Below are 14,351 nucleotides of genomic sequence, written 5' to 3' on the forward strand. Positions count from 1 at the left end.
AAAACATGGCTAAAATTACAAAAAACCCAGTAATTACATCTATTTTTGACTACATGGTAGAAATTCAAGGCAAATTTGATTACTCACAAAAACAGATGTTTATTGCTAAAAATAAACCTCATATTAAATTTATTTTAATTAATGCTGATAGCAAAAGTGCTATTTTACTATCAAGTGATGAAGAACACGAATTAGAAGTTGGCGATGAAGTTGAATTATTAGACACAAACTTCAATGTTTTTACCTCACAATCGTATTTTGGAAAAGTTATTGACGTAGCAGGTAACATTATCTTACCAACTGCGATGGCAAAACCTTCATTTTCACCAACTCAATTTTCAAGTCCAATATTCAATCTTGCACACGATTTGATGAGTGTAAAAACCCTAAATGAACAACTTTACACAGGTATTCCTGCAATTGACTTATTGATACCAATCGGGAAAGGTCAACGTGAATTGATTATCGGTGATCGTCAAACCGGTAAAACACACATTGCTATTAACACAATAATTAATCAATCTAATAAAAATGTCAAATGTATCTATGTTGCTATTGGTCAAAAAAGAGAAACAATTGCTAGTGTATATTCAACTTTACAAAAACATAATGCCTTGAAAAATACAATAATTATTGATGCTTTTGCGACATCAACATACGATCAATATTTAGCTCCATATGTTGGTATGGCACACGCAGAAAATATTTCACAAACCGATGATGTTTTAATCGTTTTTGATGACTTAACCAAACACGCAAACGTATTCCGTGAAATGGCTTTGCTTTCAGATGCACCAGTTGGTAAAGAAGCGATGCCTGGTGATATATTCTTTGCTCATTCACAATTATTGGAAAGATCAGGAAGCTTTGTTGGACGTAAAACTATTACAGCATTGCCAATATTACAAACTATTGATGGCGATATTACTTCATTAATTTCATCGAATATTATTTCAATTACAGATGGTCAAGTTGTAACTAGTTCAGATTTATTCGCAGCCGGAAAATTACCAGCTATCAATATTGATTTATCAGTATCGAGAACCGGTTCGAGTGTTCAAAACCACACCATAACAAAAGTTGCTGGTGAGATAGGTAAAATTTACCGTAAATACAAACGTCACTTAAAATTAGCAACACTAGATTACGAGTTCAATGCTGAAACATCATTATTGCTTTCAAAAGGTAAAATGATTGAAAAAATGTTCACACAGAGAGGTTATTCTCTATACTCGAATAGATTTATTATTTTAACTTCAAAAATAATTTCTTGAGGATTATTCAAGGGCGTTAAAGACGAACAAAAAGCAATGAGTTTTCTAAACAAATTAATTGACACGAATAAAGAGGCTAAAGAAACATTCGAAATCATTTCAAGTGCTAATAAATACGATGACAATATTGTTAAAAACTTTTTTGCATTTGCTCTAAAACAATATTCAGATTACTTAAATTTAGGTTGAAACATTAAAGTTGAACATAAATTTATTGAATTTGATAAAGAATATCTTTCATCAATTGCGTCAATGTTAGGAGATAAATAATGACCGGAAAAATTATTAAATTTAACTCAGATGTTATTGAAATTCAATTTGAAGGTGGAGAATTACCTAAAGTTAATACTTTGCTAACTTTACACGAAGGTAAAACTTACTTATTGGTAAAAAGAATTTTAAGCGATACAACTGTAAGAGCTATTGTTATTTATACATATCAACCAATCTCGATGTCTGATGAAGTATTCAATACTCAAAAAAGCTTTATGGTACCAGTGGGCAAAAAATCAAAAAATAATATTTACAGTTTCACTGGCTATCCTCTTTTACCGCAAATTGAACAGCCTGATTATGTAGAAATGAATTCAACAATCAATAGAGATAAATTCATTGATACTAAAATTGAACTAATTGAAACCGGTATTAAAGCAATTGATTTCTTTATCCCAATTATTAAAGGTTACAAAATGGGTATTTTCGGTGGTGCTGGTGTTGGTAAAACCGTGTTAATGAAAGAGATAATTTTTAACGTTAATAACGCAAGTAAACAAACAAGCAATATTTTTATTGGTTCAGGGGAACGTTCACGTGAAGGCATTGAATTATATAACGAATTAAAAGAGTCTAATTTGTTGAAAAATTCAATCATGTTTGTTTCAAAAATGAACGAATCTCCAGGGGCTAGAATGTCAATTGTTCCTATTGGAATCACAGCCGCTGAATATTTAAGAGATAAAGAAAAAGAAGACGTATTATTGTTTATTGACAATATTTATCGTTTTGTTCAAGCCGAAAACGAAGTTAGTTCGTCTTTAGGTAAAAAACCTTCTGTTGGTGGATATCAATCTACACTGGAAAGTGATGTTGCCAACATTGAACACCGTATGTTTAAAAATGCAAACGGGGCAATAACTTCATTTCAAACAATGTTTTTACCAATGGATGATTTATCAGATCCATCAGCGGTAGCCGTTTTCAACCACCTTGATGGTAATTTGGTTTTATCAAGAACACAAACAGCAAAAAATATTTTCCCAGCATTTGATCCATTAGCAAGTCAATCAAACTCAGTCAATGAAACAATTATTGGCAAAGAGCACTTTGACGCAATCATTGAAACAAAAAGAATTTTAAAAGCGTATAAAGACCTTGAAGATGTTATCTTGATACTAGGTTTTGATGAATTAGATGACGAAAATAAAATCATTGTTAAAAAAGCATTGCAACTTGAAAACTTCTTTACTCAAAACTTCTTTATGACTGAACATTTTACTAAGTCAAAAGGTGAATTTGTTAAATTGAAAGACACCGTAAAAAGTGTTCAAAAAATACTTAATGGTGAATATTTAAAACAAAGTCCTGAAATTTTCTCATATGTTGGTTCAGCTTTAAAAATACCGACAGATAAAGAATTAGGTCTTTAATAATACTTAAAAACACTCGTTTATGCGAGTGTTTTTCAATATTTGTTGGTGTGATACACAAAAATATAAATAAAAAAACTCAACATGATTATTGCTGAGTTTAAACATACATAATGAAAGAAATTAAACACTAGCTGCGTTTCTTCTAAGTGTTTTAGCAGTTTTAGCTGTAACTCTTAAAGTAACTTTTTTGCCATCAACGTATACTTTAACTTTTTGTAAATTTAAGTTAAATTTTCTTTTAGATGCATTCATAGCGTGTGAACGTTTATTTCCTGTTTGAGCACGCTTTCCTGTTAATTGATCTACTCTAGCCATTTTGCTCCTTTCATTTAATAATTAATTATCTTATAAAAAGTATTTGTATTATACCTAAAAATGATTTTTTAAAAATAAATTTTACCAATTTTGCTCTATTTATTTAAGTTTAATTTGTCGATTAATGTTTTAGCAGCAATGCAACCATCAGCCGCTGCTGTAATTAGTTGTCTAACTTTTTTAACAATGATATCACCGGCAGCATAAATATTTTTTACTGCGGTTTCCATGTCTTCATTGACTTTTATAAAACCTTTTTCATCAGTCAAATTAAGGTGTTTGTGAATTGAGTCATCTGGGACAAATCCAATCAATGAGAATAGGGCCAATGAATCAAATTTTTTAATTTCATTTGTTTCATTGTTTTGAACCACAATTTCATTAATTCCGTTTTCATCGCCATTCAATTCTAGTATTTGCGATTTAGTATAAACTGTAATATTTTCGGTTTGTTGCAGTGCATCAACTAATACTTTATCGGCAGTAATTTCATTCAAAACAATCATATCCACATGATTAACGAACCTTGCGGCGAAAATAGCTTCTTCAACAGCGGAATTTCCGCCTCCTAAAATAACGACGTTTTTATTACGATATAACGGTGCATCGCAAGTTGTACAAAAGTGAACACCATTATTTCTGAATTTGTCATAGTTTTTGATAAACGTTGGTTCGCGGTGTTTCAAACCTGTTGCAATAATTATTGATTTTGCAGTAATTACATTGCCATTTTTCAAGACAACTTCTTTTTCGAAGTCAGATAAAGAGTTTATTTTAACAACTTCACCTATGATTAATTTGGCCCCGTTTTCTTTGGCGTGTTCTACCATTTTTTCACCCAAATCATAGCCCGAAATTGTTGGAATACCTAATCAATTTTCCACTGTGGCACTTGTGACAATTTTGCCACCAGTGTTTTCTTTTTCAATAATCAGTGTTTTAAGGCCGCCTCTAGCTGCGTATAATGCGGCATTTGAACCGGCTGGACCTGTACCAATGATAATTACATCGTAATCCATTTTACCCCCTTAAGATTGTATATAATGGTTTTTTTCTATCAAACAATCTTGTTTTGTTTACATGTTCTAAGTAGCTTTGTGGATGCGCATAAACGTATTTAAATCTATATTTGTCTTTAATTTTTGCGTAGTGTACTGAATTGAAGAACATAAAGTAGATAAACATTATTGTTCCGATTGCGATAAAGACTAATGAAGCTACTGTATAAATTTGGTATGCGTTTTCACGCAATGGTTCAAGAGCCAATCTTACTAAACCGTATCATACGAAATATAACCCTGATGTTGAACCTGGTTTTGCCAAACCAAATAAATTAATTATTCATACTAACACTAAATATCCAGCAAGGTTTGCTAAACCTTCATATAAGAATAGTGGATATCTGAATAGTCCTGGTTGGTTTAACGAAGCACTGTATGCATCGGAAATAAACATGTTTTGTGCGAAGGTTTTACCAAAAATCAACACAGAAGACCCGTCTCAGTCAACTTTTCCATATAATTCGTGGTTTGCATAGTTTCCTCAACGTCCGATCACTTGACCAATCAATATTGTTGGGATAATAAAGTCAATAACCTTTCTAAAATCAACCTCATGACGACGGTGGTAGATATAAAGCATTCCGCAGGCGGCACTCAATACAACACCCCCTTGAATACTCAATCCCCCTTCTCAAATTTTGTACCAGTCTGCTCACTTGAAACTAGGATCATAAAGGCCTACTTCAACTAAGTCTCATAAACGAGCGCCAATGATTGAGGTGGGAATTACAATAACAATCAATGTGTATAGAATATCTCATTTATATTTTTCTCTTTTTCAGAAAAAAGTAATTGTCAAAATTGCAGCTAACATACCTAACATCATTGTGATTGAATATGTACGAATTGGGAATGATCCAATAGTGAATAATACTGAACCAGAGTTGGCAGGAATACCGGCAACTATATCGTATTTATTATTAGTATTCATTTAACCTCCTTATTTATTTTTTAAATTATTATAATTATTTAACTTTTTTAATTATAATGTATATTAAATTAAGTGGTAATTCTTTTATTGAATCACATCTATCAATTTATTGATAAATTAATCGGTAGTTGCTCGAGTGGCTGAAGAGGTTTGTCTCGAAAACAAATAGCGATGCAAATCGCTCAAGGGTTCAAATCCCTTACTACCGGCCATTTTTTTATTTGCCTTTTTGCTTTATTGATTTTTGTGGTATAACATTAGTTATTACTATAATTGTAAATTTTCTTATTATTAATAATATTTATAGACAGGGGGAGAATGAAACCTACAAGACTAGTAGCCATTGGTGGCGTCCAAGAAATTGGTAAATCATCGCTATTTGTTGAATACGATGACAATATTTTTATTGTTGATGCGGGTATAAAGTTTGCAGATACAGCCCAAACAGGTATCAAAGGTATTATTCCTGATTATTCGTATTTAGCTAAAAATAAACATAAAATCAAAGGCCTATTCATCACTCACGGACACGAAGATCACATCGGGGGTGTAGTTTATTTAGTTAAACAAGTTCCATTGAAAAAAATATTTGCTCCAAGAATTGCAATTCAGTACCTAAAACTTAAATTTGAAGAACACAAAGTCCCAGGTGATATTGAATTTGTTGAAATTGAAAAATCAGCAGTCCACAGATTTGGCAAATGTTCAGTTGATTTTTGATCAGCTCAACACTCAATTCCCGATGCTTTTGGAATTAGAATCAATACACCAAACGGGTCAATAATGTGTACTGGTGACTTTAGATTTGATTACAATCCGATCGGAGAAAGTTATACTGATTTTGCGCGTTTAGATCAAATTGGCAAAGAAGGCTTAACCGTTTTATTATCAGATTCAACAAACGCTATGCGTCCATTCCATTCGCCATCAGAAAACGATATTTTAAAAGACATTGAAAAATATATGCGTCAAGCAACCCGTAAAATAATTATTACTGCTTTTGCGTCGAACTTAACTCGTGTTAAAGCTATTATTGAACTTGTTGCAAAATTAGGTAAAAAAGTCGCCACATTTGGTAGATCAATGGTTAACGGGGTGAAAATAGGTCGTAAACTAGGCTATATTAATGTTGACAACAATGTTTTAGTTGATAAAAAACAAGTTTCTAACGTTCCGGATAAAGATTTAGTTATTTTAACTACTGGTAGTCAAGGTGAACAATTAGCTGCTTTAGCCAGAATGTCACACGGTAAACATCAAAGCGTTAAAATCGAAAAAGGCGATTTAATTATTTTCTCATCAAGTCCAATTCCTGGTAATCACATGGTTATTGAGCTTCTTGTCAATCGTTTAGCAAAATTAGGAGCCGACATAAAAGAAAACGGTGTTGATGGCTACTTACATACATCAGGACACGCTTATAAACACGAACATGATAAAATATTCCAATTAACAAAACCGAAATACTTTATTCCTTACCACGGTGAATATCGTATGAGTATAGTTCACGGTCAAAGTGCAGTGCGTAATGGTGTAAATCCAGATAATGTTTTTATTCCTGAAAAAGGACGTGTGTACAACATTATTAAAGGTGTTGTGAGTGAAACAGATGAAAAAATAGATTATGGACCAATTTATATTGACGGACATAATGTTTTAAATCTGAATGCAAACGTTATTAAAGAAAGGCAACAACTTGCTGAGAGTGGTTTTGTCAATATTTGTTTAGTTATAGACCGTAAAAATAAAAATATTATTGGTCGTCCTTCATTGATTTCACGTGGCGCATTTTACGTTAAAACATCACTACCATTAGTTACAGAAGCTAAGCGTGTTGCACACGGTGCCGCTCTATATTACATAAAAAATACTGAAGAGTTCAATATTGTTGAGTTAAAACAGTTGATTGTTGATCGTCTTGAGAATTTATTTTATAAAGAAAAAAGAAGAAAACCGATTATTATTCCAACTATCTTATACACTGATGATGCAGATGACGAAGTATTGAAAAATTCTGAAATTTCATTTGAGAAAAAATCTAAATCTAACGATAAAACAAAATCAATTTTGAAAAATATCCGTTCAGAAATGTTTGGTGATAAATCGGAATTAGATGATGACATCCATGATGATGAAGAAGATATCGAATAGAGCAAGGGCTCTATTTTTTATTGACGAAAAAAATTAATTATGTTTGTATAATTAGCTCATGAATAATTTAACTGAACAATTTAAAAAATTTTGAGAATATATATCTGAAGCTAAATTCATCACCTTATTAACACACAAAAACCCCGATGGTGACACCATCGGTGCCTCTGTGGCATTAAAAGAAATTATTGATATTAATTCGCCAAAGACTGAAGAGGTTAGAATATCTGGCGGTGATTGCCCTCGCAATCTTGAATTTTTATTTGATGACAAGTTGGACCTAGTTGATCAATCTTTTTTTGATAAATCATTGAAAATTGTTGTGGATACTTCAAACAAAAAACGTGTTTTTGATCAAAGAGTTATACCTTCGCAATCACTAAAATTTGACCACCACCCAGTCGAAGAAGAATTTATGTTTGGAATTGGTGGCGACTATTGACCAGCAACAGGGCAATTATTGACACAAATGGTTATGGCGTTAGGTTTAAAAATTAACCAAAAAGCAATGCAAGGATTAGCAGTTGCAATAATTACTGATACCAACAATTTTACTCAGAGAAACATCACTAATACTACATTTGACACGATGAGTTTTTTACTGAAAAACGGCTTGGATTATAAAGAAGTATTACAAAAAATCAAATTAAATACAGACGAAAAACAAGCTATATTTAACACGTTAAAAACTATGAAAATTGACGGTCTAGTTTCTCATGTAATTTCGCAAGATGTTATCTCAAATGATATTGTGCGGCCATTAGTAAATTCTTTTTTAGATATTTCTAATACAGAAGTCTCGTTAGTGATTTTAAAAGATAAATACAATAATTATCGATGTTCAATTCGTTCTAACTCGTATTTTGATGTCTCAAAAATAGCGAATTTATATGGCGGTGGAGGTCATTACCATTCTTCAGGCTTCAATATCGATTCGTTAGATAAAGTTACAGAAATAATTGCCACAATTAACAAAAAATAGCGATTAATTTTCGCTATTTTTTGTTATTTTTTCTTCTTGCAATCTAATTAGATTTTTTAAATCCTTGATTTCTTTGTTTGTTAAGTTACGATAAGTCCCTTCAGGCATTTTATCAACATTTATATTAGCGTATGAAACTCTTTTTAAATTAATAACTTTTTTGTTAACAGCCTCAAACAATTTTTTAACATGATGATATGAGCCGACGTGTAAAGTTACCATATAGCTTTTGTTTTCTACCTGATCAACAATTTGGTTCGAAATTTTGCCATTAATCATCACACCTTCGTTTAGGGTCATAAATTCTTTATATGTTAAAGGTTCATTGATTCTTGCACGATAAGTTCTTGGAATTTCGTATTTAGGATGAGTAAGTTTATTGACCATTTCGAAATCATTTGTTAATATGATTGTTCCTGTGGTGTTGTAATCTAATCTACCTACCGGCACAACACGATAAGTGTCGGGAACTAAATCGACTACACTTTGTCTATTAAATTGATCTTTAGCACTTGAAACTGTTTTTTTAGGTTTATTTAAAACATAATAAACAATTTTATCGTTCACGATTGCTAATTGTTTATTGTTGATTTTTATCTCGTCGGTCGTTAAAACTCTATCGCCTATTTTGGCGATAACACCATTGACTGAGACTTTACCTTGTGCGATTAATTTTTCCGCTTCACGACGGCTAATTAAACCTGTATGTGCTATAACTTTTTGTAACTTTTCTTTGTCCATAATCTTTCCTAATTCAAATATTTTTCGTATATTTTCAATGCTTCATCAGTAAATTTAACACCTTTATCAATATTGTATTGATAGTTTACACGCACAACTTCTTTAAAACCTTCTTCAAGATTTTCTAAAGCTAATTTGCGTAATTTTTGAACACCGGTAAAAGCACGGCCATCGCAAATTTTATCAGCAATAAAGAGAATTTTATCCATCTTGGTTAATTCGCCTAATTTTAACGTTGTATGACATGCAATAGCATTAACGATATCTTTGTCGTTTATTTTGTAAACATTTTCTACTCATAGAGCACCTGCAACTTGGTGTAGTTTATGCCATGGGAATTTTTCTTTGTCGAACCCATCTAAACCAAATGAAGCAATAAATTCGCGTGAACTATTTTCGTCTATTTCTTTGCAAATATCGTGGAATAGACCGGCATAATAACCTTTGTTATAGCCTATGCCATTTGCTTTAGCTAATTTTGCACAAAATTCAGCAGCAGCCAATGAATGTTTTGCTCTTTTGGCGCTCAAGGTTGAGTGCACTATTTCACTGGCATATAATTTGTTTTCACCGATATACGAGTTAACTTTTTCGTCTGTGTAATCTAAAACGCCACGGCGTACTTTTGTTGATGATTCTTCGTAAATTGGATTATTCAATTGCAAAATGTTGAATTTTTTAATATTATTTTTATCAATATTTTTATCTCTTTTAAACACAACAAATTGAGCTGTTTGAGTAATTTCTTCAATAAATTCTCATTTATGTAAGGCTGGTAATGAGTCAGAGCCAATAATAAAATATAGTTGATCTTGCGGGTATTTATTGGCAAAATATCTTATTGTTTCATAGGTATAACTTAAACCACCTTTTTTAATTTCAAATAAACTAACTTCAAAATTTTCGTTAGCATCCTCAATAGCCAACTCAATCATTTTTACACGGTCATTATCCGGTGCATTTTTTTGTTTCTTCTTGAATGGATTAGTTGAGGCGGGAATAAAAATTAATTTGTCTAAATTCAACTCTTGATAAGCATATTTTGCAATCTTCATATGTCCGTTGTGAATTGGGTTAAAACTACCGCCATATAAACCTATTTTCATATTATTTTTCCTCTCTGTCGCTTTTTAAATAACGATTTTGTACGTTTTCTTTGATTTTATCTTTTTCGAATTCAATACCAGTCTTTAAAACTTTTCTTTTAATTTTTTTGTTTAAGTTATCAACCAAGATTTTCAATTGATTATTGTTTTCAACTTTTTCATCGTCAAAAATAGTTTGCTGTTTGGCAATATCGAATTCATTAACCAGTTGTGAAATTTTTATTCCTATTCCCCTTATCATTTCTTCTTTGAAAAGTTGATTGAATAAAATAACACCATTTTTGTATATTTCTTCAGCGTTATTTATTGGTTGATTAAGCGTTAATTGTTTTCGTTTTCATGTTTTTTCAACACTTCTTAAAGAAACAGTAACTGAATAACCCAACATATTACGATTGATTGCTCTATTTGAAACCTTTAAGGACAATTGATAAAGTATTTTTAATAATTCTGTTCTATCGTCTAAGTCAACCGAGAGAAAAGTTAATTCATTTCCGATGGATTTTAGATCGTTATGATCATAATTTAAACCTGACTTTCCGTTTCCTCTTGCTTCGTTAATAAAAACAGATGTTTGAGATTTGAATATTTCATGCAAATCAGTATCGTATCTGTCTCTTGCTGCTAATTTACCAATCGTGTCAATTCCAATATTTTTCAATTTAATAGAAGTTGACTTGCCAATTCCGAAATATTCTTCAATTTTTAAAGGTCATATGCAATCTTTAAGATCAGTGATTTTTGTTTGTCTCACCCCATATGGTTTTGCGAGATTAGTGGACAATTTAGCAATAAACTTATTGTAAGAAATACCAATTGACACAGGTATTCTAAATTTTTCCTTTATTTGTTTTTGAATCTGTAAAGCTAATTGCACTGCGTTGTTTTCGTCGACAATATCACTAACATCCATTCAGCACTCATCGATCGAATAAACTTCAATTTTCTTTGTGTATTTTTCAACTAAAAAATCAAAAATTTTTGTTGATAATTTAACGTACAAATTAAAGTCTGGTTTAATAAAAATTGTGCGCGGTTCGATCTCTAAAATTTTGTAATTAGGTCAGCCGGCTTTTACACCTTTATTTTTTAATTCATAACTAACGGAACAAGCAATAGATCTTTTTTTATTATCTCCAATTGCGATTGGTTTATTTTCGTATTGTGGATTGAGCACTCGATGTGCACTGGCAAAATATGAATCAAAATCAATATGAAAAATAATATTAGCCATTTAATTTCTCTTTGATGGCAGTTGATAACATCGTGGCACAAAAAATTCTATTTGGATGTTCATTAACATTTTGGAAAATAGCTAATTCACCTAAAATTTTTTCTGTTTCTTCGTCACCGCCATTTCTAATAAAATCTTCATATTTATCAATAAAATTCAGTACCTCTTCAACAGTTTTATTGTTTAAATAACTAATTAATAAGTCAGTAGAAGCCATCATGAAGGCACAACCTCTACCATCAAAATGCAAGTCAACAAGTTTGCCGTCTTTAATTGAATATTTGAATTCTAGATAGTCGGCACACGCTTGTCCGTGCTTGATATTTTTATCTCCTTCAATTACTTTTTTATATTGTGGATTTGTGTAATGAGACATTATTATTTCTCTTTTTTGGGCTTGATTATATGACAATGAAATCACCTCCTTTTTTCAAAGCGTCAACTAATTTTCTAACATCTGATTTTGTATTATACACTCCTAAAGAAACGCGAACATAAGAATTTGACTCTTTGACATTTCTTACATAGTGTGCACAAAATAAACCTGAGCGTACATAAATATTATTTTGACCTAAATAATGAGCAATATCGTGTGAATCAACACCATCAATATTGAATAAAATAATATGATCGCTTGGCTGTGAATAAACCTGAATATTATTGATTTTTTTCAGCTCTTTATGTGCATAATTCGAAATATCATTCAAGATTTTACCTGTATTTTCGTATCCAATATGTGTATTGAAAAAATCAATTGCGGCATTGAACATATATATTCCAGCAAAATTTGCTGTACCTGGTTCAAATAAATCGATACTTGGAATTTTTATTCAGTTGTTTTCTCTATCGATGTTCAATACTGATCCGCCACCAAAATTTACTGGATTTAGTTTAGAAAGCACTTCGTTATTAACTGCTAAAACTCCTAAACCTGTAGGTCCGTAAAATTTATTAGCACTGAAGGCGACAACATCGCAATTATTCATTGAAACTTTTTCATAAACAATTGCCTGTGCTGCATCATTAACTAAAATTGCCCCCACTTCTTTGGCTTTTTGATAAATTTTTTCTAAATCATATCTAACGCTGAAATTGTTTGTGATTTGCGAAAGAGCAACCACTTTTGTTTTTTCGTTTATGTAACCTTCCAAATTTTCTTTAACAACTACTTTAGCGCCAACTTTTTTTGCCAATTCTATTCACGGAATAAAATTTGATGAGTGATTATAAGCAGATATTAATATTTCATCATTGCCTTTGATTTTGTCTGCGAACATTAAGGCAAAATTGTTTAGTGATTGTGTCGCTCCGGATGTGAAAATAATAGATGTTTTTTCTATATTTGTATCTAACAGTTTTGCGATTTTTTCACGTAAATCGCTAATTATTTTGATGTTTTTTATACCTAGTGGAGCATTACTAGTTCTTACACTCACTGAGTATTTATTATAAAAATCATTGTTAGCCTTAATTGCGGCATTAGGCTTAAGACCTAGGGCTGCACTATCAAGATATGTTATATTTTTAGCCATTCTAAAATAAGATTTTAAATTTTTCATATTATTATTTTATTGCAGATTTAATTTTTTTTATAAAATTGCTTTCACTTTCAAAAATTTGTTGTATATTTTTATTTATATCAGTACCACTTGTGTCGTGGTATTTGTTATACTCGGTTCGACGAGAGAAATATCCAGTAAAAAATTATCCCGTTAACGAATAAAATGGTTATTACCAAAATTTGAGGAGAAACAATGAGACAAACAACAATTGTTAACAAACAAAACGCAAACAAAAAATGATACGTTGTTGATGCTGAAGGTCAAGTTTTAGGTCGTTTAGCAGCAACTGTTGCCTCTGTATTAAGAGGAAAAAACAAACCAACTTTTACTCCTAACGCTGACATGGGAGACTATGTAATAGTAGTTAATGCTGAAAAAGTTGTTTTAACAGCAAGCAAAGAAGAAGATAAAATGTACTACCACCACACAGGTTACCCAGGTGGTCTAAGAAGTATTAATGCTGCTAAATTAAGAATTAAAAAACCAACTGCATTAGTACAAAAAGCAGTTGCAGGTATGTTACCACACACAAAATTAGGAAACAAACAAATTAAAAACCTATTTGTTGTTGCAGGACCAGAACACAATCACCAAGCACAAAAACCAGAAAGTTTAGAGGTAAGATAATATGGCACAAAAAACAGTTATTGAATACCGTGGATTAGGACGTCGTAAAAGTTCAACAGCACGTGTTATTTTAAGACCTGGTGAAGGTAAATTCACAATTAACGGTCGTGATGCAAGAGCATATTTAGCTTCTGATTTATTTTTACAAGACGCTTCACAACCATTAGTTTTAACTGAAACTGAAGGAAAATTTGACATTTCTGTTAATGTTCGTGGTGGAGGTTTAAGCGGTCAAGCTGGTGCTATCCGTTTAGGTATTGCTCGTGCATTATTGCTTGCTAGCGATTCTTACAGAGCAAAATTAAAACCAGAAGGAATGTTAACTCGTGATGCACGTGTTAAAGAACGTAAAAAACCAGGTTTACGTAAAGCACGTCGTTCACGTCAATTCTCAAAACGTTAATTTTAATTTTTTATTTCATTATGTTTTATGCTGTGGTATAATAATCCCGCAGCACATAAGCGAGCGTAGCTCAGCTGGTTAGAGCACACGACTGATAATCGTGAGGTCGATGGTTCGAGTCCATTCGTTCGCACCATATCATTAAGTTGATCCGAAATAGCGAAAGCTATTTTTTTTTTTTTTTTTTTTGTGAAATAAAAAACAAAAGTTCCACTTTTTTCGAATTTGTAAATGGGAACTTTTGTTTTTTATTTGGACTTATATTTTTGATATTATTTACTAGGTTGACTCCTTTTAATTCAACCAAAATTTAAT

General features: G+C 31.5%; 14 protein-coding genes and 2 tRNA genes. 8 read left to right on the forward strand and 8 right to left on the reverse strand.

The window, feature by feature from the left end; all coding sequences use genetic code 4:
- The first annotated feature begins 5 nt into the window (after positions 1 to 5).
- Both N1F73_RS01555 and N1F73_RS01560 read left to right on the forward strand, forming a co-directional pair.
- On the forward strand, positions 6 to 1,544 hold the full coding sequence (locus tag N1F73_RS01555) for an MSC_0619 family F1-like ATPase alpha subunit (RefSeq protein ID WP_260359654.1): 1,539 nt from the start codon (positions 6 to 8) through the stop codon (positions 1,542 to 1,544).
- The gene (locus tag N1F73_RS01560) at positions 1,544 to 2,920 is read left to right on the forward strand and encodes an MSC_0618 family F1-like ATPase beta subunit (RefSeq protein ID WP_260359655.1); all 1,377 of its coding nucleotides are present in this window, start codon (positions 1,544 to 1,546) and stop codon (positions 2,918 to 2,920) included. The genes N1F73_RS01555 and N1F73_RS01560 overlap by 1 nt, the downstream gene beginning before the upstream one ends.
- Positions 2,921 to 3,043: 123 nt before the next feature.
- On the opposite strand, the gene rpmB is transcribed toward N1F73_RS01560, so the two are convergent.
- The 3 genes from rpmB to lgt form a co-directional block, all read right to left on the reverse strand.
- Entirely contained in the window at positions 3,044 to 3,238 is a 195-nt protein-coding gene (gene rpmB / locus N1F73_RS01565; protein ID WP_259289845.1) for a 50S ribosomal protein L28, read from the reverse strand.
- 95 nt (positions 3,239 to 3,333) lie between these two features.
- On the reverse strand, positions 3,334 to 4,257 hold the full coding sequence (locus tag N1F73_RS01570) for an NAD(P)/FAD-dependent oxidoreductase (protein ID WP_260359657.1): 924 nt from the start codon (positions 4,255 to 4,257) through the stop codon (positions 3,334 to 3,336).
- A gap of 1 nt (position 4,258) precedes the next feature.
- Positions 4,259 to 5,230, reverse strand: coding sequence for a prolipoprotein diacylglyceryl transferase (lgt, locus tag N1F73_RS01575; RefSeq protein WP_260359660.1), 972 nt, complete (start codon positions 5,228 to 5,230; stop codon positions 4,259 to 4,261).
- Positions 5,231 to 5,352: 122 nt separating this feature from the next.
- On the opposite strand from lgt, the gene N1F73_RS01580 reads away from it, so the two are divergent.
- From N1F73_RS01580 to N1F73_RS01590, 3 genes are all read left to right on the forward strand, one after another.
- A tRNA-Ser gene (locus N1F73_RS01580) sits at positions 5,353 to 5,442 on the forward strand.
- A gap of 106 nt (positions 5,443 to 5,548) precedes the next feature.
- The gene (locus tag N1F73_RS01585) at positions 5,549 to 7,381 is read left to right on the forward strand and encodes a ribonuclease J (RefSeq protein ID WP_259289842.1); all 1,833 of its coding nucleotides are present in this window, start codon (positions 5,549 to 5,551) and stop codon (positions 7,379 to 7,381) included.
- A 58-nt stretch (positions 7,382 to 7,439) separates the two neighbouring features.
- The gene (locus N1F73_RS01590) at positions 7,440 to 8,363 is read left to right on the forward strand and encodes a bifunctional oligoribonuclease/PAP phosphatase NrnA (protein ID WP_260359664.1); all 924 of its coding nucleotides are present in this window, start codon (positions 7,440 to 7,442) and stop codon (positions 8,361 to 8,363) included.
- Positions 8,364 to 8,366: 3 nt separating this feature from the next.
- On the opposite strand, the gene N1F73_RS01595 is transcribed toward N1F73_RS01590, so the two are convergent.
- Genes N1F73_RS01595 through N1F73_RS01615 form a run of 5 tightly spaced genes read right to left on the reverse strand, consistent with a single transcriptional unit; the run spans position 8,367 to position 13,003 of the window.
- Positions 8,367 to 9,104, reverse strand: coding sequence for a pseudouridine synthase (locus tag N1F73_RS01595; RefSeq protein WP_260359666.1), 738 nt, complete (start codon positions 9,102 to 9,104; stop codon positions 8,367 to 8,369).
- An 8-nt stretch (positions 9,105 to 9,112) separates the two neighbouring features.
- Entirely contained in the window at positions 9,113 to 10,210 is a 1,098-nt protein-coding gene (locus N1F73_RS01600) for a nicotinate-nucleotide adenylyltransferase (protein WP_260359668.1), read from the reverse strand.
- A 1-nt stretch (position 10,211) separates the two neighbouring features.
- A complete protein-coding gene (locus N1F73_RS01605; protein WP_260359670.1) occupies positions 10,212 to 11,444 on the reverse strand; it encodes a DNA polymerase IV in 1,233 nt (410 codons plus the stop codon).
- A complete protein-coding gene (locus tag N1F73_RS01610) occupies positions 11,437 to 11,856 on the reverse strand; it encodes an iron-sulfur cluster assembly scaffold protein (protein WP_396888676.1) in 420 nt (139 codons plus the stop codon). The genes N1F73_RS01605 and N1F73_RS01610 overlap by 8 nt, the downstream gene beginning before the upstream one ends.
- Positions 11,846 to 13,003 (reverse strand): aminotransferase class V-fold PLP-dependent enzyme, encoded by a 1,158-nt coding sequence (locus tag N1F73_RS01615; RefSeq protein WP_260359674.1) that lies wholly within the window; start codon positions 13,001 to 13,003, stop codon positions 11,846 to 11,848. The genes N1F73_RS01610 and N1F73_RS01615 overlap by 11 nt, the downstream gene beginning before the upstream one ends.
- Before the next feature lie 195 nt (positions 13,004 to 13,198).
- Here N1F73_RS01615 and rplM point away from each other — a divergent pair, with 195 nt between their 5' ends.
- From rplM to N1F73_RS01630, 3 genes are all read left to right on the forward strand, one after another.
- Complete coding sequence (gene rplM / locus N1F73_RS01620) at positions 13,199 to 13,633, forward strand: 50S ribosomal protein L13 (RefSeq protein ID WP_259289835.1); 435 nt, start codon at positions 13,199 to 13,201, stop codon at positions 13,631 to 13,633.
- A 1-nt stretch (position 13,634) separates the two neighbouring features.
- Positions 13,635 to 14,036: a 30S ribosomal protein S9 gene (gene rpsI, locus N1F73_RS01625; RefSeq protein WP_259289834.1), complete on the forward strand. Its 402-nt coding sequence runs from the start codon at positions 13,635 to 13,637 to the stop codon at positions 14,034 to 14,036.
- 59 nt (positions 14,037 to 14,095) lie between these two features.
- Positions 14,096 to 14,172, forward strand: a tRNA-Ile gene (locus N1F73_RS01630).
- Positions 14,173 to 14,351: the final 179 nt, after the last annotated feature.

The sequence above is a fragment of the Mycoplasma sp. HS2188 genome, assembly GCF_025209835.1.
In the GTDB taxonomy this organism is placed as follows: Bacteria; Bacillota_I; Bacilli_A; order Mycoplasmatales; family Metamycoplasmataceae; genus Mycoplasmopsis.